Consider the following 18,994-nt stretch of genomic DNA (forward strand, 5'->3'; position numbering starts at 1 on the left):
CCTTCGCCGCGCCGACCACGCAGGTGTTGTGGGAGATCAAGATCGGTCTGCTGCTGCTGATCTTCGTCTCGGCATTCTTCGAGCTGACCTGGAGCCTGCGCCAGTTCAACTACTGCCTGATCATCGTCGGCGGAATCGGCCCGACCGCCGACGCGGCCGCCTTCGCCCAGGCCGAGATCGCCGCGCGCGTCGCCAACCGGGCGGCGCGGCATTTCAACACCGGCCTGCGCGCGTACTATTTCGGGCTCGCGGCGATCACCTGGCTGGTCCACCCGCTTGCGCTGATCCTCGCCAGCCTGCTGGTGCTGGCCGAGCTGCACCGGCGCGAGTTCCGCTCGGTCGCGCGCGAGGCGCTGCAGGCGACGGGGCGCTGAGTCTCCCGGCCGGGCGGCCAGCGATCAGTCGCCGTCCGCACCGCTGCCGGCGAGATCCCCGCGCGTGTCGATGTGGACGAAGTTGCTGCTCTTGCTCGGATAGGCCTTGATGTAGCCGCGGAACGTGAACCAGACGCCGAGCGCGCCGAGGCTGAAGGTGCGCGGCAGTTCGCCGAACGGGATGTTCCCGGCCTTGACCCTTTCGGCCTTCCGCTGGAAGGCGAGCGGGCAGTAGAACCACTTGGCGTTCTGCCAGCCCGTCAGCAGGGTCGCGACCGACTCGACGGAGTGTCCCGGCGTCTGGATGTCCAGCGCCGTGTACGCTTGGTGCTGGCTGAGCTTGGCCCGCCCGGCATTGCCGTTGTTGTTGTGGGCCTCGGTGCGATAGGCGCTGATGATCTTGACCGAGCTTCCGAGTTCCTCGCGCAGCGCGTCGACGATCGTGATGGTGGGCGCGATGTTGTGCCAGAGCCTCAGCGGCGGCGGGCCGTTGCCCTCGCGGTAGCGGCCGACCAGAAGCTCGCCCGAATTGAAGTACTTGAGGTTCAGCGAGGCGACGAACTCGTCGAACAGGGTGCGGCTGAACGACATGGATCAGGTCTCCTCCCGACGGAGCTGCCCGTGCGGGGCAGCATAGCGGAAGCCGGAGCGAGGCGGCGTGACGGCCCTCATACCGGCCCGCCCGGGGCCAACCCCGTGGCGATCGGGAGTCACGGCCGTGTCCCGGCATCGCCCGTCCCTCGCGCAGCGGTTGCGAGGACGTCCCGCTGCTGTCCGCGCGGGGATGCGGTGACCGTTCCGCTTGACCTGGAAGGGCGCGGACGGCAAGGCTCACGCACTGGACCCGCAGGGCGCGGGAAACGACTGCAAAGGGAGGATGCGCATGATCAGGATCAGCCGCCGTGCGGCGCTGCTGGGTACGGCCGCAGGAGCCGCCGGGCTCGCCCGGCCGGCGATCGCCCAGCGCGCGGTCGACTTCAGCGGCCGGACCATCGAGTGGGTCATCCCGTTCGCCGAGGGCGGCGGGTCCGACGTCTGGGCGCGGTTCTTCGCCCCCTATCTCGCCAAGTACCTGCCGGGCCGGCCGAACGTGATCATCCGGAACGTACCGGGCGGCGGGTCGATCACCGGCACCAACGAGTTCTATTTGCGTGCACGCAACGATGGCTCGACCTTCATCGGCACCTCGGGCTCGACCCAGTTCCCGTTCCTGCTGGGCGACGCGCGTGTACGTTACGACTACGCGCAGATGCCCCCCGTGCTCGTCTCGCCCACCGGCGGTGTGGCCTATCTGCCGGCGCGGTTCGGCGTCAAGAACGCGAGCGAGCTCGGCAAGCTGAAGGACCAGGAGCTGGTCTACGGCAGCCAGGGAGCGACGTCGCTCGATCTCGTGCCCATGCTCGCATTCAAGGTGATGGGGCTGAACGTGCGCTTCGTGTTCGGCATGCGCGGGCGCGGCGAGGGGAGGCTCGCCTTCGAGCGGGGCGAGGCGACGATCGACTACCAGACCTCGGCCGCCTACCTGACCCAGGTGACGCCGCTGGTGCAGGCCGGTACCGCCGTGCCGATGTTCTCCTGGGGCGTGCTCGACGCGAACGGCCAGGTCGCGCGCGACCCGACCTTCCCCGACCTGCCGCACTTCGTCGAGGCGTACGAGATGATGCACGGCAGGAAGCCGTCGGGGGTCGAGTTCGACGCCTATCTCGCCTTCTTCGGCTCAGGCTTCGCGGCGCAGAAGCCGGCGATGCTGCCACGCGGCACATCGCGCGAGATCGTCGCCGCCTATCGCAAGGCGTTCGCCGACGCGGTCGCCGATGCCGATCTGCAGACCAGGAAGGGCGACGTGCTCGGCGAGTACGAGCAGGCCGTCGGCGATCAGGTGGAGGGGTTGTACAAGGTTGCGACGACGATCGCGCCCGAGGCGCGCGCCTGGGTGCGGGAGTTCCTCTCGAGCAACTACAACGTCCGCTTCGGCTGACGCGACCCGGGCCGCCTGCGCGGCGGCCCGCCTTTCCGATCGGGCACGTCCGGAGAGCAAGTCCCCATGACCGCGGCGATGCTCGATGCACTGGCGGGGCTGCTGACGCTGCAGCACGGCCTGTTCCTGCTGGTCGGCATCTGCCTCGGCCTGGTGGTCGGAGTGCTGCCGGGGCTGGGCGGCATCGCGGGGCTGTCGCTGCTGCTGCCGTTCATCTACGGCATGGACCAGACCTCCGCGCTTGCGATGATGATCGGGCTGGTCGCGATCATTCCGACCTCCGACACCTTCACCTCGATCCTGATGGGTATTCCCGGCTCCTCGGCGAGCCAGGCGACGGTGCTGGACGGATTCCCGCTGGCGAAGCAGGGCGAGGCAGCGCGCGCGCTGTCGGCAGCGTTCTTCGCCTCGCTGATCGGCGGCCTGTTCGGCGCGGCGATCCTCACCTTCTTCGTGCTGATCGCGCGGCCGATCCTGCTGCTGTTCAGCTCGGCCGAGCTGTTCATGCTGACGCTGTTCGGGCTCTCCATGGTCGGCGTGCTGTCGGGGTCGAACATGCTGAAGGGGGTGGCCGCGTGCTGCCTGGGCCTTGCCTTCGGCATGATCGGCGCCGCACCCGCCACCGGCGAGTACCGGATGGAGTTCGGCAGCCTCTATCTGATGGACGGGCTGCCGCTGGTGATCGTCGGGCTCGGCCTGTTCGCGCTGCCGGAGCTCGTCGACCTGCTGCGCGGCGGCAGCGCGATCGCCGACCGCGCCCCGCTCGGCCGCGGCTGGATCCGTGGCATTCGCGACACGCTGCAGAACTGGTGGCTCGCGCTGCGCTGCGCGGGGATCGGCGCGCTGATCGGCGCGATCCCGGGCCTCGGCGGCAGCGTGGTGGACTGGATCGCCTACGGCCACGTGGTCCAGACCAGCAAGGATCGCGAGAAGTTCGGCAAGGGCGACATCCGCGGCGTCATCGCTCCCGAGAGCGCGAACAACGCGACCGCCGCCGGTGCGCTGCTGCCGACCCTGCTGTTCGGCATTCCCGGGTCGGGATCGATGGCGATCTTCCTCGCCGCGATGATCCTGCTCGGGCTGCAGCCCGGGCCGGCGATGGCCGATCGCAACCTTGACATCACCTACACGATCATCTGGTCGCTTGCGCTCGCGAACGTGGTCGGCACCGCGCTCTGCATCATGCTGGCGCCCGGCATCGCCCAGCTCACCGCCATCCGCTACGCCCTGATCGCGCCGTTCATGATCATGGCGATCTCGTTCGCCGCGTTCCAGGCGACGCGCAGCCTGAACGACCTGATCTCGCTGCTGGTGATCGGACTGATCGGCGTGTTCCTGCGCCGCTTCGGCTGGTCGCGCCCGGGGTTCCTGATCGGCTTCGTGCTGGCGAGCGGCGCCGAGCGCTACCTCTACCAGGCGGTTCAGTTCGCCGGCTGGTCCTTCCTTTCGCGTCCGATGGTGCTGATCATTCTCGCCCTCACGCTGGTGTCGCTCTGGGCGGGGCTGCGCGCCCGGCCCGGCGGGTCGGTGACGGTCAACACCGAAGGCAGCGCGGCGGAGGCGCGTGCGCGCAACCTCATGCCGCAGATCCTCTTCACGCTCGCGGTGCTCGGCGCATTCGCCTTCGCGTTTCAGCAGGGCATCCAGAACTCGTTCCTTGCCCTGATCATGCCGGTGGGGGTCGCGGTGGTGGGCGGGATCGCGGCACTGCTTGTGCTGGTCGGGCTGCTGCGCGGCACGGACGGCGCTGGAACGGTCAACTTCGACGGCGACGCGAATGCCAAGGATGCGGGACCCTGGCCGTTCCTGCTCTGGTTCGCGGGCTTCGTCGCGCTCGTGTCGGTCGTCGGCTTCTTCGCCGCGCTGTTGCTGTTCTTCGTCGCCTTCCTGCGGCGGGTCGCGGGCTCGTCCTGGACGCAGACCGCTGTTCTCACCGCGGCCGCGGCGGCGTTCATCCTCGTGCTTGCGAACGCGCTGAACCTCGTCTTCCCGGGTGGGCTGCTCCAGGATATGTACGACCTTCCCTGGCCGTTCCGCTGAGGCATCCATGGACGATCTGGTCGCGATCCCCTGCCTGTTCATGCGGGGTGGCACCTCGCGCGGCCCGTATTTCCGGCTCGCTGACCTGCCCGCCGACACCGCCGCGCGCGACCGCGTGCTGCTCGCCGCGATGGGCTCTCCGGATGTGCGTCAGATCGACGGGCTCGGCGGGGCTGATACGCTGACCAGCAAGGTGGCGATGGTCTCGCCGTCGCAGCACCCCGGCGTCGATGTGGACTACCTGTTCGCCCAGGTCTCGGTGGACAAGGCGCTGGTCGATACGAGCCCGTCTTGCGGCAACATGCTCGCGGGTGTGGCGCCGTTCGCGATCGAGCGCAGCATGGTGACGGCCGTGGACGGTGTCACGCGCGTGATGATCTTCAACGTCAACACCGAGAGCCGCATCGAGGCGATCATCCAGACTCCTGGCGGCAAGGTGCGCTACACCGGCGATGTCGCGATCGACGGCGTGCCGGGCACCGCGGCCCCCGTGCGGCTCAACTTCGCCGACATCGTCGGCTCCAAGACCTCGGGCCTGCTGCCGACCGGCAAGGCGCAGGAGCTGATCGACGGCGTGCCGGCCACGCTGATCGACGTCGCGATGCCGATGGTGATCTTCCGCGCGGCGGATTTCGGCAAGACCGGCTACGAGACGCCCAAGGAGCTTGACGCCGACCGCGACTTCTTCGCGCGTCTCGAAGCGCTGCGGCGCGAGGCCGGCCAGCGCATGGGGCTCGGCGACGTGTCGGACAAGGTGATCCCGAAGGCGGCGATCCTGAGCTCGCCGCGACGGGGCGGGGCAGTGACGTCGCGCTACTTCGTCCCGCACAAGACGCACGCCGCGCATGCGGTCACCGGTGCGATCTGCGTCTCCACTTGCGCGATGATGGAGGGCTCGGTCGCCGACGGGATCGCCGTGCGTCCGCCCGGCGACGATCGCCTCGTCGTGGTCGAGCATCCGTCGGGCGTATTCGAGGTGGCACTCGCCACGCGTGGCCAGGGGGCGGCGATGGACGTGATCGGCGGCGGCGTGATCCGCACCGCGCGCAAGATCATGGACGGGCAGGTCTTCGTGCCGGCGAAGGCGTTCTCCGGATAGCCCTCAGAACGGCACGGCAACCCCCGTCTTCTCCGCCTCCGCGCGCAGCGCCGACACGAGTTCCGGCCCGAGCGCGATCCCGTCGCGGAGGGTGTCGCGCATCCGCCGAGCCTCGCGCTCGCCCGGGATCAGGATCTCGTCGACGCCGGCGGCGCGCGGCTGGCGCTTCGTCTCGCGGATCAGGTGGTCCATGCGGGTACGGAACGTCTCGATCGGCATCAGCCGCGCCGGATCGATCGCCAGCAGCAGATGACCCGTGCCCTGCGGCCGGTCGAAATCCTTGTGCGGATTGCCGACCGTCCCGGCGAAGGCCGCGCCCGTCAGCACGCCGCCCAGGATGTCCATCAGGAACGACAGGCTCGCCCCCTTCACGCCGCCGAAGGCGAGCATCGAGCCGCCGGCGAGGAAGGCATCCGGATCGGTGGTCGGTCGGCCCTCGGCGTCAAGCGCGAGCCCCTCGGGGATGCGCTCGCCCCGGCTCTTGGCGACGAAGACGTTGCCGCGCGCCAGCACCGTCATCGCCATGTCGAGCAGGAACGGCTCCTCCTCGCCCGCCGGCACGCCATACGCCATCGGCGAGGTGCCGAAAAACGGCGCCCGCCCGCCCCAGGGCGGCAGGGCGGGCGAGGCGTTGGTCCAGACGATGCCGATCATGCCGACAGCGATCGCCTGCATCGGGTAGCACGCCGCCATGCCGAAATGCGTGGATCGACGCACCGTCGCCATGCCGATGCCGCACTCGCGCGCGATCGCGATCGCCTCGTCCATCGCGCGCGTCGCCACGATCATGCCGAAGCCGTTGCCGCCGTCGATCGCCGCCATCGCCGGCGCGACCCGCTCGACCACGATTGCTGGATTCGGCTCGAACAGGCCGAGCCGCAGCCGCTTCAGATAGGTCGCGACGCGGAACACGCCGTGCGTGGAGACCCCGCGCAGATCGGCCAGCACCAGGCACTCGGCGATGCGCGCTGCCGAGGCTTCCGGCACGCCCTCGGCGGCGAACAGCGCGGCGGTGAAGCGTCGCAGCGTCTCGGCAGGGACACGGATCGGTTCGCTCATGCTTATGCCCTTCCGCGCATGATCCGGCCGAGGTCGCTTGCCTCGTCACGCACGAGATCGAGGATGTCGAAGTGGTGGCGGCCGGGAATCACCAGCACCCCAGGGTCGCCGCCCTGCCGGCGCAGGTGCTGCGCATAGCGGAAGGACTGGTCGATCCAGTGCCACGGCTCGCGCCCGCCGACGACGATCCAGCACGGGCAGAGGAGGCGCGGCGGAATGCGCTCGAAGTCGTGCCGCGCAGCGAGCTCGGGCGTGAGGCGGATCTCGGCGTTCACGCTGGTGCCGATGGCCGGTGCGGGATCGAAGATGCCGCTGACCATCACCGCGCGGCTGACGATGTCGGCGGGCAGGTCGCGCGCCGCCCAATCCGCGGCGAGCGCGGCGGCGGTCAGATGCGCACCCGCCGAGTGGCCCGACACGGTCAGCCGTGTCGTATCGCCGCCGTGCTGGGCGATGTGGCGATGCGTCCAGGCGATCGCGTCACGCGCCGCCGCGACCACCTCGTCGAGGGCTACCGCGGGGCAGAGCGGGTAGTTGGCGATCACCGCGAGGCTGCCGGACGCGACCAGTGCCTCGGCGACGAAGGCGAAGTTCGCCTTGTCTTGCGCGCGCCAGTAGCCGCCGTGGAAAAACAGATGCACCGGCGCGTTCGCCACGCCGGGCACCGGATAGATGTCAAGCGTGCAGAGCGCACCCTCGGCATAGGCAACGTCGCGCGTGGCGGTGAGGCGCGATGCGGCCGCAGCACTCCATTGCTGATGGCGTGCCTGGCAGTCGGCGAAATCCGTCACCGCAGCGCGTGGATTGTACTGCGCCTCGTGCTCCTCCGGGGAGATGCCGTGCCAGAGTCTGGACGTGTCGGGCATCGCGTGTCCTTCAATGTGGCAGGGTGACGATGGTGTCGAAGAACGGCCGGTAGCCGACCGCGCGCGGCTTGGCGGCATCCTCCGCCGAGTCGGGACGGAAGGTCGGACGCCCGAGCAGATCGGGATCGAGCACCATGCAGCGGACGAACGCGCTGGCCGGGGCGATGTTGCGCCCGACCACCGGCTCCTCGCCGGACTCGAACCAGGTCTCGCCCGCGTCGATGCGGCGGTGCGTCGTGCCGATCTCGGCGAACAGGCGTCCGGCGATCAGGCGCCGGATGCCGGGGCCGGCATGGCCGTGCCGAGGTGTGGCGGCGCCCGGCGGGAAGTCGACGCGGTCCGCGCGCAGCAGCAGCGGCGCATCGGGATCGCGCGGCAGCGTCACGTGCAGCACCGTGCGCAGCGGATCGGGCGCGGCCATGCTGCGCGTCGCCTCAAAGCCCCACACCACACCGTCGCCGGCGAGCGTCGCCGCGCCGGCGATCAGCGCGCAACTGTCCTCGGTCAGCGTCGTCTCGGCCCCGTCATGCGCGATCACCACTCGACCGCTGCGCACATAGAGCGCGCGCGCGGCCGGTGGTAGGGTCGCCCTTTGGCCGGGTGCGAGCACGTCCTCGGTCGCGGCGAAGGCGATCGTCACTGCGTCAGTCTCCCCCAAGCTGCTCACGCAGCGCCCGACCCAGCAGCGTCACGGCGACGGCCGAGGCGAGCAGGAACACGCCCGGCCAGAGCGACAGCCACCAGGCGACCAGGATGAAGTTCTTGCCCTGCTCGAGCGTGGCCCCCCAGTCCGGCGTGGGCGGGGCGACGCCGAGACCGAGGAAGCCGAGTGCCGCCTGGATCTGGAGCGCGAGCGGGAACAGGATGACGTATTGCAGCACGATCAACGGCAGCACGTTCGGCAGCACTTGGCGCAGCAGGATGTGCCACTCCGGGAAGCCGAGCGCGCGCGCGGCCTCGACATAGGTGCGCGCGGCCTCGGACAGCGCGCCCGAGCGCGCGATGCGGAAGAAGGTCGGCAGATACACGACCGCGAGCGCGAGCACGAGATTGCCAGCCCCCTGGCCGAGCACGCCGGTGATGACGACGCCGGCGATGATCGGCGGGAAGGTCAGGATCATGTCGGCGAGACGACCCGCGGCAAGGTCGAACCACCCGCCGGCATAGCCTGCCACCACGCCGAGCCCGCCGCCGATCAGCGCCGAGAGCAGCAGCGAGCCGGCAACCAGCCCCAGCGTGACCCGCGCGCCATGGATGATGCGCGCGAACACGTCACGGCCCACGTCGTCGGTGCCGAACAGGTGCGTCGCCGATGGTGCGAGCAGCGCGCGCGACGGATCGACGTCGTAGGGCGACTGCACCGCGACCAGTCCCGGCGCGACGAGCACCACTGCGAAGGCCGCGAGCAGCCCCAGACTGAGCGCAAGTCCGGGCGTGATGCGCGCGCCGGCGATCGCGGATGCGGCGATCACGGCCGCAGCCTCGGGTCGATCGCGGCATAGAGCAGATCGACCAGCAGGTTGATGCCGATCGCGATCAGCACGACGAACAGCAGCGCGCCCTGCACGACCGGATAGTCGCGACCTTGCAGCCCCGAGAGGATGAGACGCCCGAGGCCCGGCAGCGAGAACAGCGACTCGATCACCACCACTCCGCCGAGGATCTGCACGAGGATCAGCCCCATGAACGTGGTGAGCGGGATGAGCACGTTGCGCAGCGCGTGCTTGAAGTAGATCTCGCGCGGTGTCAGCCCCTTGGCGATCGCCGTGCGGATGTGCTCGCGCCGAAGCTCAGCCACCATCAATCCGCGCACGAACTGGCTGTAGGCAGCAGCCTGGAGGATCGCCAGGCTGATCACCGGCAGCAGCATGATCGCGAGGTTCTCGGCCGGATCGTCGGCGAAGTCGCGCCAGATGAAGGGCGGCGACCAGCCGAGGAACGCCGAGGCGCCGACCAGCAGCATCAGCCCGACCCAGAACACCGGGGCGGACAGTCCGAGCAGGTTGAAAGTCTGGATCGCGGTGTCGAGCCGCGTGCCCTCGCGGATGCCGGCGAGCATCCCCAGCGGCACGCCGATCAGCGTCGAGACCGCAAGCGTGAGCAGCGCGAGCTGCGCCGTGACGCCGAACGCCTCGGCGACCATCGCCGTGACGCGCCGCCCCTGGTACCACGACGTCCCGAGATCGCCGGTGAGCGTGCGCCCGAGCCAGTCCAGGAACTGCGCATGCACCGGCCGGTCGAGGCCGAAGAACGCGCGCAGCGCCTCCTCGGCCGAGCGGTCGGTGCCGGACTGGCCGAGCATCTGCCCGACGATGTCACCCGGCACCGCGCGCATCAGCAGGAACACCGCGAGCGCGGACAGAAGCGCGGCCGCGGCGGCCGAGCCCAGCCGCCGCGCGAGCATCACCGCCATGATGCTGGCGTCAGGACGCGATCCACGCCTTGGCGAGCCCGAAATACCAGCCTGTGCCGTGCTGCTGGTAGTTGCGCAGCCGGGCCGTGTTCACCGTGAGCAGGTCGGCCGAGAACAGCATGATGGTCGGCACCTCCTCGGCAAGCAGCATCTGGAACTCGGTGTAGATGCGCTTGCGCTCGGCCGGGTCGGCGACCTCCTGGCCACGGTCGAGCAGCTCGCTTGCCCGCGCATGGTTCCAGTTGCGGAAATCCGCGCCCTGGGGCGCGGCGCGGAAGTGGCGGTAGTAGAGCAGGCTCGGGTCGGGCGTGGTGCCCCAGTCGTTGAAGGTGAACCCCATCTCGCGGGCGCGGAAGTTGCGGATCCAGACGCCGAGCTCGACGCGCCTGATGTTCGCGCGAATGCCGACGCGGCGGAGCTGCTCGGCGATCGTCAGCGCCGCCGGGTCCATCCAGTCATAACCGATGATCGTCGTCAGATCGATCTCGAACCCGTTCGGATGCCCCGCTTCGGCCAGCAGGCGCTTCGCACGGTCGAGATCGACGGTCTGGTTCGGCAGTTGGTCGAGCGGTACGCCCCAGGTCTCCTGCATGCCCGCCACCATCGTGCCGATTACCGTGCCGTAGCCGGCGATCGAGGCGTCCATCACCGTCTTCTTGTCGATCGAGAGCGCGATCGCGCGTCGCACGCGCGCGTCCTTCAGGGGCCCATAGTTGCAGTCGAGATCGACCGAGCGTTGCCCGAGCGAGGGCCAGCGCTTCACCTCCAGCCCGGCGATGCGCTCAAGCGGTTGGGTGTCCTGCGGGCGCGAGAACACCGCGAGGTCGATCCGCCGCGCCTGCAACGCCACCGCCATCGCAGCGCTGTTCGGCATCACCGCGAAGGTGATCTCGTCGAGATAGGGCTGGCCCGATTGCCAGTAGTCGGCGAAGCGCTCCATCACGATCGCCGAGTTCGGCCGGAAGCTGCGCAGCTTGTAGGGCCCGGTGCCGACCGAAACCTCGTTCATCCGCGTGCCCGAGTTGGGATCGTCGAAGAAGCCCGAGGGAACGACCGCGCCGTACTTGTTGGTCAGTGTCATCGGCAGCGCGGCGTTCGGCCGCGCCAGTCGGAAAACGACGGTGGACGGGTTCGGCGCCTCGATCGAGGCAACCGAGGAGAGGTCGCCCGCGCCGGGCGAGCCGTTGCGCGGATCGCGCATGAAGTCGTAGCTGTACTTCACATCCGCCGAACTCATCGTCGCGCCGGTGTGGAACTTCACCCCCTCGCGCAGCGGGAAGGTCCAGGCGAGGCCGTCGGCCGAGACCTCGGCGCCGCGCGCGAGCAGTGGCCGCGCGACGCCCGACTGATCCTCGAAGAACAGGCCTTGGTACATGAGCACCGAGACGCGGATGCGCGCATCCGCCGCCTGGCGGAATGGATCGAGCGCCGGCGGCTCGACCAGCGAGCCCACCGTCACGCGCCCGCCGCGCCGCGCCTGCGGGTCGGCCGGGCCGTAGAGCAGGTCGTCGTTCGCGCGGGCGATCCGCGGCATCGCCGCCACGGCGAGACCGGCGAGCAGCGCCTCGCGTCGGCCGATCGTAAACCCTGTCATGACGTTCCTCCTTCGTGTGCTCGGTCAGGCCGCGTCGATGGCGGCGACGAACTCGATCTCCACCGGCACGTCGCGCGGCAGTTCCGCCACACCGACGGCCGACCGTGCATGGCGCCCGCGTTCGCCGAAGATCTCGACCAGCAGCGTCGAGGCGGCGTCGATCACCGCGGGTTGGGCGTTGAAGCCGGGGGCCGAGGCGACGAAGCCCACGACCTTGACGATCCGCCGCACGCGGTCGAGCGGGCCGATCGCTTCGGCCAGCACGGCGAGGCCGTTGAGGACGCAATCGCGCGCGCAGTCCTTCGCCAGCGCCTGATCGACCGCGCCGCCGACCTTGCCGGCGGCCCGCAGACCCTCGCCCGCCCAGGGGAGCTGTCCGGACACCCAGGCGAGCCCGCCCTCGACCACCACCGGGACGTAGGCGAAGGCCGGCGCGCGCGGCGGCGGCAGGGCAAGCCCGAGATGGTGCAGTCGTTCGGCGATGCTCATGCGTCCGGGTCCCCGCGTCTCGGCCGCAGCGTCGCGCGATTGGCCGCGCGCCGCAACGGTCCGTCAGAGCGACAGGTCGTCACGGATGCAGGCCTTGGAGTGACCGGGCGCGATCGCGCGCAGCTGGGGCACGGTCTCGGCGCAGGCCGGGAGCGCGAAGGGGCAGCGGGTGCGGAACACGCAGCCCGAGGGCGGATCGGCCGGGCTCGGGATCTCGCCGGCGAGCGGCGGCATGCGGTGCGCGAGCGCGCGTCCCGGCGCGGCCGAGAGCAGGGCGGCGGTGTAGGGGTGGCGTGGCGCGGTGAAGATCGCGCGCACTGGCCCGACCTCCATCACGCGGCCGAGATAGAGCACCATCACCCGGTCCGCCATCGCCTCGACCACCGAGAGGTCGTGTGAGATGAACAGCATCGCGAGGCCGAACTCGGCGCGGAGCTGGCGCAGCAGTGTCAGGATACCGGCCTGCACCGAGACGTCGAGCGCGGAGACCGGCTCGTCGGCGACCAGCAGCTTCGGCTCGACCGCGAGGGCGCGCGCGATCGCAATGCGCTGGCGCTGCCCGCCCGAGAAGCTGCGCGGCAGGCGCGGGTAATCGTCGCCGGACAGCCCGACATGCGCAAGCAGCTCGCGCGCGCGCACTGTGCCGCCGTCGTGACCCGCGAGCCCATGCAGCCGCAGCACCTCGGCGATCGCCTCGCCCACGGGGCGGCGCGGGTTGAGCGAGGCATAGGGGTCCTGGAACACCATCTGCATGCGCCGGCGCAGCGGGCGGAGCGCACCGCGCGACAGCGCCGTGATGTCCTGGCCCTCGAACACGATCCGGCCCGCCGTCGGATCGATCAGGCGCAGCACCAGCCGGCCGAGCGTGGACTTGCCCGAGCCGGATTCGCCGACCAGGCCCAGCACCTCGCCCGGCAGCACCGCGAGATCGACCTCCTCGACCGCGCGGACCGCGCCTCGCCGCGAGAGCCCATGGCGCGGCAGGGGGAAGTGCTTGACGAGCCGCGTGGCCTCGAGCAGCGGCGCGGTCACGCCACCTCCTCGGCGCGGCGGCAGCGCGCGAGGCGGTCGGCGCCGAGCGGGCGCAAGGGGATCGCTGCGTCCCGGCAGGCGGCCTCGACCATCGTGCAGCGATCGGCGAAGCGGCAGCCTGACCCGTGGGCGCCGGGGCGTGGCGGCGCACCGGGGATCGCGCTGATGCGGATCGTGTCGGCGCCGTCCTCGGCGTAGGCACGCGTCGGGCGGCAGGCGAGCAGCGCGCGCGTATAGGGATGCCGGGGTGCGGCCAGCACCGCCGCGGCCGGCCCCGTCTCGACCACCTGGCCGGCGTACATGACGACGACGCGATCGGCGATCTCGCCCACGAGCTCCAGGTCGTGCGTGATGAACATCAGCCCCATGCCGCGGGCCTGCTGGATGTCCTTCAGCAGACGCACGATCTGCGCCTGGATCGTCACGTCGAGCGCGGTGGTCGGCTCGTCGGCGATCAGCAGCCGTGGGTCGCAGGCGATCGCGATCGCGATCATGGCGCGCTGGCGCATCCCGCCCGAGAGCTGGTGCGGATAGGCGCGCAGCCGTGCCTCGGGCTCGGCGATGCCGACGCGGCGGAGCAGGTTCGCCGCTTCGGCGAGCGCCTCCGCCCGGCCGAGCCCGCGATGCCGGCGCAGCACCTCGGCGATCTGCGCGCCGATCGTGAACACGGGGTTCAGGCTGGCGGAGGGGTCCTGGAACACGATCGCGATCTCGCCGCCGCGGATCGCGCGCATCGCTGTCTCGTCGAGGCGCAGCAGATCGACCACGCCGTCGGCGCGCGCGAAGCGCAACGCACCGTCGGTCGCCACCCGGTCGCCGCGGCCGAACAGCCGCAGCACGCTGAGCGCGGTCACCGACTTGCCGGAGCCGCTCTCGCCGACCACGGCCACGGTCTCGCCTGCTGCGACGGACAGGCTGACGCCGTCCAACGCCTGCACGGTGCCGTGGGCGGTGTGGAACGCGACGCGCAGACCCTCGATCGCGAGCAGCGCGCCGGCCATCCCAGGATCAGTCGACGGCGAAGCGCTTCAGCGCCTCGGGGTTGAGGGTCACGCCGAGGCCCGGTCCCGTTGGCACGTGCAGATGGCCGTTCTCGAACCGGAGCGGCTCGACGAACAGCTCGTCGCGCAGTGGGTTGGCGCCGACATCGTACTCGACGAGCGCGGGATAGGGGACGTTCGCGCCATGCGGATAGGTCGGCAGCGAGGCGACCCAGTGCACCGCAGCCGCGAGCCCGACCCCCGTGCCCCAGCAATGCGGCGAGACACGCAGATGCTCTGCGCCAGCGAGGATGCCGACGGTACGCGCGACATCCAGCCCACCGCAGAGCGCGAGGTCGGGCTGCAGGATCGCGGCGAGCCGACCGTCGATCAGGCGGCGGAAGTCGAACAGCGTGTAGAGCGCCTCGCCGGTCGCGACCGGGATCGGCGCACGCCGGGCGAGGTCGGCATAGCCGCTCCAGTCCTGCGGCGCGAGCGGCTCCTCGACCCAGTGCACGTCGGCATCTGCCATGCGTCGCATGCTCTCGAGCGCCGCATCGACGGTGTAGTTGCCGTTCACGTCCACGGTCAGCAGGGCGCGGTCGCCGATGATACTGCGCGCGAGCCGGGCGCGCACGGCATCCTCGTCGGGACGGCGGCCGAGCTTGATCTTGAAGGCCGGGAAACCCGACTCGACGTGCGGCTCAAGCTGGCGCGACAGCGCAGCGAGGTGATCGTCCTGCTCGGTGAAGTAGCCGCCGGAGCAATAGACCGGCACGCGGTCACGCTGGCGTCCGCCGATCAGGTCAGAGACCGGCACGCCGAACAGCTTGCCCATCGCGTCGTGCGCGGCGATGTCGATGCCCGAGAGCGCCGCGATCATCTGGTTCTGCGTGCCGAAATGGTAGTGCTTGGCGAAGATGCCCTGTGCGACCGCACGCACACCGAACACCGACGTATCGATGAAGTAGGGGCGGATCAGGTCGAGATAGGCCCGCGCGACCGTGCTCGGCCCCCAGGCCTCGCCGATTCCCTGCACGCCGGCGTCGGTCTCCAGCAGCACGATGCCGGCGCCGCGCAGGGCTGTGAGGCCGCGCGCCATGCCATAGGCCATGCCTGCACCGAGATGATGCTGCACAGCAACGAGCCTGATATCGGTGATGCGCGCCATGGGCTCCGTCCTGAGCGTGGCCGGGACGCTCGCAGCGGCTCCGAGGAGTGTCAAGGCAGCGCGACCCGGCATTGCCTGTCCGCGTGATCGGCTCCATGATTCGCGCGGGAGGAAGGACGACATGGCATCGGACAGGGCGCGGAGACCGCGCCCGGGCCCGCGCGGCGCACCACTCGACCCGGCGGCGGTGGTGCAGGTGAGCGAGGCGATCGGCGACCTGCCGCGCCGGCCCGATCTGCTGATCGAAGCGCTGCACGCGGTGCAGGACCGCTTCGCCTGCATCCGCCATGCGCATCTGCGCGCACTCGCGCACCTGTTCAACCTGCCACACGTCGCGCCGTTCGAGGCCGCGACCTTCTACGCGCATTTCGACGTGATCGCGGATGACGCGCCGGCGCCACCCGCGCTGACCGTGCGCGTCTGCGACAGCCTGCCCTGCGCGATGGCCGGCGCGGCGGCGCTGCATGATGCCTTGCGCACGGCGCTGCCGAAGGCCCGCGTGATCGCCGCGCCCTGCATGGGGGCGTGCCATCGCGCACCGGCCTGCGCAGTGGGTCATGCGCTGGTGGAGACGGCCAGTGTCGAGGCCGTCGCGCGCGCCCTGCGCGACCGCCCATCCATACCCGACCCGCCTTCGCTCGACCCCTACCGCGCGCGCGGCGGCTACGCGGCACTCGCCTCCGCTCCGGACCCCGACGCACTGACCGCGCTGGTCGAGCGGGTGGGACTGCGCGGCCTTGGTGGTGCGGGGTTTCCGACGGCGCGCAAGTGGCGGCTCACGCGCGCCAATCCCGGACCGCGCCACCTGGTGGTGAACGCCGACGAAGGCGAGCCGGGCACCTTCAAGGACCGCTGGTGCCTGGAGACCGAGCCGCATCGGTTCCTCGAAGGCATGCTGATCGCCGCACATGCGGTCGAGGCGGAGACGTGCTGGATCTACCTGCGCGACGAATACCAGCACCTGCTTGCGCCGATGCGCCGTGCGATCGCCGACCTGCTTGCCGCCGGACCGTTCCGCGGCGAGATTCATCTGCGGCGCGGTGCCGGCGCGTATATCTGCGGCGAGGAGACCGCGCTGCTCGAGAGCATCGAGGGAAGGCGCGGCTATCCGCGCCACAAGCCGCCCTTCCCGGGCGAGCGCGGCCTGTTCGGCCGGCCGACGCTGATCCACAACGTCGAGACGCTGTGGTGGCTGCCGGAGATCGTCGCGCGCGGACCGGAGGCGTTCGCCGCGCAGGGACGCCATGGCCGGAAGGGCCGACGGCTGCTCTCGGTGTCAGGGCGGGTGCGCGACCCTGGCGTGAAGGACGCGCCCGCCGGCATCACCGCGCGCGAGCTGATCGAGGAGTTCTGCGGCGGCATGGCGGACGGCCATCACTTCGCCGCCTATCTTCCGGGCGGCGCCTCGGGCGGCATCCTGCCCGCCTCGATGGCTGACCTGCCGCTCGATTTCGGCACGCTCGAACCGCATGGCTGCTTCGTCGGCTCGGGCGCGGTGATCGTGCTGTCGGACCAGGATGATCCCGCCGAGGCCGCACGCAATCTCGTGCGCTTCTTCCGCGACGAGAGTTGCGGCCAATGCACGCCCTGCCGTGTCGGCACGGCCAAGGCAGCCGTGCTGCTCGACGCGCCGGTCTGGGACCGCGCGCTGTTGACCGAGCTCTCCGGCGCGATGGCGGACGGCTCGATCTGCGGGCTCGGCCAGGCGGCGATGAACCCGGTGCTGTCGATCCTGCGCCACATGCCGGAGGCGGTGCCGTGAGCGTCAGCTTCACACTCGACGGTGCGACCGTCGAGGCGCGCGACGGCGAGACGATCTGGCAGGTCGCGCGGCGCCTCGGCACCGAGATTCCGCATCTCTGCCATCTCGACCGTCCGGGCTACCGGCCGGACGGCAATTGCCGCGCCTGCATGGTGGAGATCGAAGGCGAGCGCGTGCTCGCCGCGTCCTGCATCCGCAAGCCTGCCAAGGGAATGGTGGTGCGCACGGCGAGCGAACGGGCGCGGCGCACCCGGCGGATGGTGTTCGAGCTGCTGCTGGCGGACCATCCGCCACGTGACGCGAACGGGCCGTTCGCGCGCTTCGCCGCTGGTCTTGGCGTGACGTCGAGCCGGTTCGCACCGACCGCGGACGCGCCGGCGCCGGACGCAAGCCATCCCGCGATGCTCGTCCAGCTCGATGCCTGTATCGCCTGCGGCCTGTGCGAGCGCGCCTGCCGCGAGGTGCAGCACAACGACGTCATCGGCATCGCCCATCGCGGCGAGGGCGTGCGCGTGGTGTTCGACGCCGCGCGGCCGATGGGCGAGAGCACCTGCGTGGCCTGCGGCGAGTGCGTGCAGGCCTGTCCCACCGGCGCATTGCTGCCGCGATCGGTCGTGCGCGAGGGCGTGCGCGGCGTGGCACCGGACCGCGTCGTACCGTCCGTCTGCCCGTATTGCGGCGTCGGCTGCCAGGTCGATGTCCACGTCAAGGACAACCGTATCGTCGAGGTCACGGGGCGCACCGGTCCGGCCAATCTCGGGCGGCTCTGCGTCAAGGGTCGGTTCGGTTTCGACTATGTCCGTCACCCGGACCGGCTGACCGTGCCGCTGGTGCGCATCGATGGCGCGGCGAAGGACCCGGCCGACGCGGAGAACCCCGCTGCCGCGCGCGCCAGGTTCCGCGAGGCGAGCTGGGATGAGGCGCTGGATCGCGCCGCCGCGGGGCTGCGGCGGGTGCGCGGCACCGCGGGCCCGTCCGCACTCGCCGGCTTCGGCAGCGCGAAGGGCTCGAACGAGGAGGCGTATCTGTTCCAGAAGCTGGTGCGCACGGGCTTCGGCACCAACAATGTCGATCACTGCACACGGCTCTGCCACGCTGCCTCGGTCGCGGCCCTGCTGGAGGGGATCGGCAGCGGCGCGGTCACGGCCCCGTTCACGGCCGCGAAGGACGCCGACTTCATCCTCGTCATCGGCGCCAACCCGGCCGAGAACCATCCGGTCGCCGCGACCTTCCTGAAGGACGCAGCCGCGCGCGGTGCGACGCTCGCGGTCGCTGATCCGCGCGGCACGCTGCTCGATGCGCATGCGCACCACGTGCTGCGGTTCGCGCCCGGCGCGGATGTCGCGCTGCTGAACGCGTTGCTGAACGTCGTGGTGACGGAGGAACTCCATGATCGGCAGTACGTCGCCGCGCACACCGAGGGCTTTGCTGCGCTCGCCGATCACGTGCAGGCGTTCACGCCCGAGGCGATGGAGCCCGTCTGCGGCGTGCCGGCGGAGGCGATCCGCACCGTCGCGCGCGCCTATGCCCGCGCCCGCGCGGCGCTGATCCTCTGGGGCATGGGCATCAGCCAGTCGGTGCACGGCACCGACAACGCGCGCGCGCTGATCGCACTCGCGCTGATCTGCGGCCAAGTGGGGCGGCCCGGCACGGGACTGCATCCGCTGCGTGGTCAGAACAACGTCCAGGGCGCCTCGGATGCGGGGCTGATCCCGATGATGCTGCCGGATTATCGGCGTGTGACCGACGCGGAGGCGCGCAGACACGCCGATGCGGTCTGGGGCGCATCGATCGATCCGGAGCCGGGACTCACGGTCGTCGAGATCATCGACGCGGCGTACCACCGCCGCATTCGCGCGATGTACATCATGGGCGAGAACCCGGCCATGAGTGATCCGGACGCCGCCCATGCGCGCGCCGCCCTGGCCCGGCTCGATCATCTCGTCGTGCAGGACCTGTTCTTTACAGAAACGGCCGTGCTCGCGGACGTCGTGCTGCCTGCGAGTGCCTGGCCCGAGAAGATCGGTACCGTGACGAACACGAACCGCCAGGTGCAGATGGGCCGCGCCGCGCTCCCCCTCCCGGGCGCCCCCCGGCCGGCCCCCCGGATCAAAGTCGCACACGCGCGCCCGCCCCG

Annotated in this window: 17 protein-coding genes; 6 read left to right on the plus strand and 11 right to left on the minus strand. The window is 70.7% G+C overall.

What is annotated here, in order from left to right:
* Positions 1-374: DUF599 family protein (locus tag ACTIFU_RS05190; protein ID WP_439577228.1), on the plus strand; the 374-nt coding region annotated here is incomplete at its 5' end.
* A 24-nt stretch (positions 375-398) separates the two neighbouring features.
* Here the strand turns inward: ACTIFU_RS05190 and ACTIFU_RS05195 are convergent.
* Entirely contained in the window at positions 399-965 is a 567-nt protein-coding gene (locus ACTIFU_RS05195) for a D-Ala-D-Ala carboxypeptidase family metallohydrolase (RefSeq protein WP_439577229.1), read from the minus strand.
* A gap of 292 nt (positions 966-1,257) precedes the next feature.
* Between ACTIFU_RS05195 and ACTIFU_RS05200 the strand changes: the two genes are divergently transcribed.
* From ACTIFU_RS05200 to ACTIFU_RS05210, 3 genes are all read left to right on the plus strand, one after another.
* Positions 1,258-2,352 (plus strand): Bug family tripartite tricarboxylate transporter substrate binding protein, encoded by a 1,095-nt coding sequence (locus tag ACTIFU_RS05200; RefSeq protein ID WP_439577230.1) that lies wholly within the window; start codon positions 1,258-1,260, stop codon positions 2,350-2,352.
* A gap of 66 nt (positions 2,353-2,418) precedes the next feature.
* Positions 2,419-4,392 (plus strand): tripartite tricarboxylate transporter permease, encoded by a 1,974-nt coding sequence (locus tag ACTIFU_RS05205; RefSeq protein ID WP_439577231.1) that lies wholly within the window; start codon positions 2,419-2,421, stop codon positions 4,390-4,392.
* Positions 4,393-4,399: 7 nt separating this feature from the next.
* Positions 4,400-5,491: a 4-oxalomesaconate tautomerase gene (locus ACTIFU_RS05210; RefSeq protein WP_439577232.1), complete on the plus strand. Its 1,092-nt coding sequence runs from the start codon at positions 4,400-4,402 to the stop codon at positions 5,489-5,491.
* Between the two features lie 3 nt (positions 5,492-5,494).
* Here ACTIFU_RS05210 and ACTIFU_RS05215 read toward each other — a convergent pair whose 3' ends face one another.
* From ACTIFU_RS05215 to ACTIFU_RS05260, 10 genes are all read right to left on the minus strand, one after another.
* Entirely contained in the window at positions 5,495-6,550 is a 1,056-nt protein-coding gene (locus ACTIFU_RS05215) for an Ldh family oxidoreductase (protein ID WP_439577233.1), read from the minus strand.
* Between the two features lie 2 nt (positions 6,551-6,552).
* Positions 6,553-7,416: an alpha/beta hydrolase gene (locus ACTIFU_RS05220; protein ID WP_439577234.1), complete on the minus strand. Its 864-nt coding sequence runs from the start codon at positions 7,414-7,416 to the stop codon at positions 6,553-6,555.
* 10 nt (positions 7,417-7,426) lie between these two features.
* Complete coding sequence (locus ACTIFU_RS05225) at positions 7,427-8,056, minus strand: hypothetical protein (RefSeq protein WP_439577235.1); 630 nt, start codon at positions 8,054-8,056, stop codon at positions 7,427-7,429.
* Between the two features lie 4 nt (positions 8,057-8,060).
* Positions 8,061-8,888 (minus strand): ABC transporter permease, encoded by an 828-nt coding sequence (locus ACTIFU_RS05230; protein ID WP_439577236.1) that lies wholly within the window; start codon positions 8,886-8,888, stop codon positions 8,061-8,063.
* On the minus strand, positions 8,885-9,829 hold the full coding sequence (locus ACTIFU_RS05235; protein ID WP_439577237.1) for an ABC transporter permease: 945 nt from the start codon (positions 9,827-9,829) through the stop codon (positions 8,885-8,887). The genes ACTIFU_RS05230 and ACTIFU_RS05235 overlap by 4 nt, the downstream gene beginning before the upstream one ends.
* Before the next feature lie 10 nt (positions 9,830-9,839).
* Positions 9,840-11,423: an ABC transporter substrate-binding protein gene (locus tag ACTIFU_RS05240; RefSeq protein ID WP_439577238.1), complete on the minus strand. Its 1,584-nt coding sequence runs from the start codon at positions 11,421-11,423 to the stop codon at positions 9,840-9,842.
* Between the two features lie 24 nt (positions 11,424-11,447).
* Positions 11,448-11,912, minus strand: a complete 465-nt coding sequence (locus tag ACTIFU_RS05245) for a RidA family protein (protein WP_439577239.1) — start codon at positions 11,910-11,912, stop codon at positions 11,448-11,450.
* Positions 11,913-11,975: 63 nt separating this feature from the next.
* A complete protein-coding gene (locus ACTIFU_RS05250) occupies positions 11,976-12,944 on the minus strand; it encodes an ABC transporter ATP-binding protein (RefSeq protein WP_439577240.1) in 969 nt (322 codons plus the stop codon).
* Positions 12,941-13,945, minus strand: coding sequence for an ABC transporter ATP-binding protein (locus ACTIFU_RS05255; RefSeq protein ID WP_439577241.1), 1,005 nt, complete (start codon positions 13,943-13,945; stop codon positions 12,941-12,943). The genes ACTIFU_RS05250 and ACTIFU_RS05255 overlap by 4 nt, the downstream gene beginning before the upstream one ends.
* 7 nt (positions 13,946-13,952) lie before the next feature.
* Entirely contained in the window at positions 13,953-15,095 is a 1,143-nt protein-coding gene (locus tag ACTIFU_RS05260; RefSeq protein WP_439577242.1) for a mandelate racemase/muconate lactonizing enzyme family protein, read from the minus strand.
* Between the two features lie 121 nt (positions 15,096-15,216).
* Between ACTIFU_RS05260 and ACTIFU_RS05265 the strand changes: the two genes are divergently transcribed.
* Together ACTIFU_RS05265 and ACTIFU_RS05270 are read left to right on the plus strand one after the other, a co-directional pair.
* Positions 15,217-16,857 carry an NADH-ubiquinone oxidoreductase-F iron-sulfur binding region domain-containing protein gene (locus ACTIFU_RS05265; RefSeq protein ID WP_439577243.1) on the plus strand — a complete coding sequence of 547 codons (1,641 nt, stop codon included), beginning with the start codon at positions 15,217-15,219 and terminating at the stop codon, positions 16,855-16,857.
* Positions 16,854-18,994: molybdopterin-dependent oxidoreductase (locus ACTIFU_RS05270; protein ID WP_439577244.1), on the plus strand; the 2,141-nt coding region annotated here is incomplete at its 3' end. The genes ACTIFU_RS05265 and ACTIFU_RS05270, both read left to right, overlap by 4 nt.

Origin of the sequence: Elioraea sp., assembly GCF_051860475.1 — a bacterium.
Taxonomy (GTDB): Bacteria; Pseudomonadota; Alphaproteobacteria; order Acetobacterales; family Acetobacteraceae; genus Elioraea.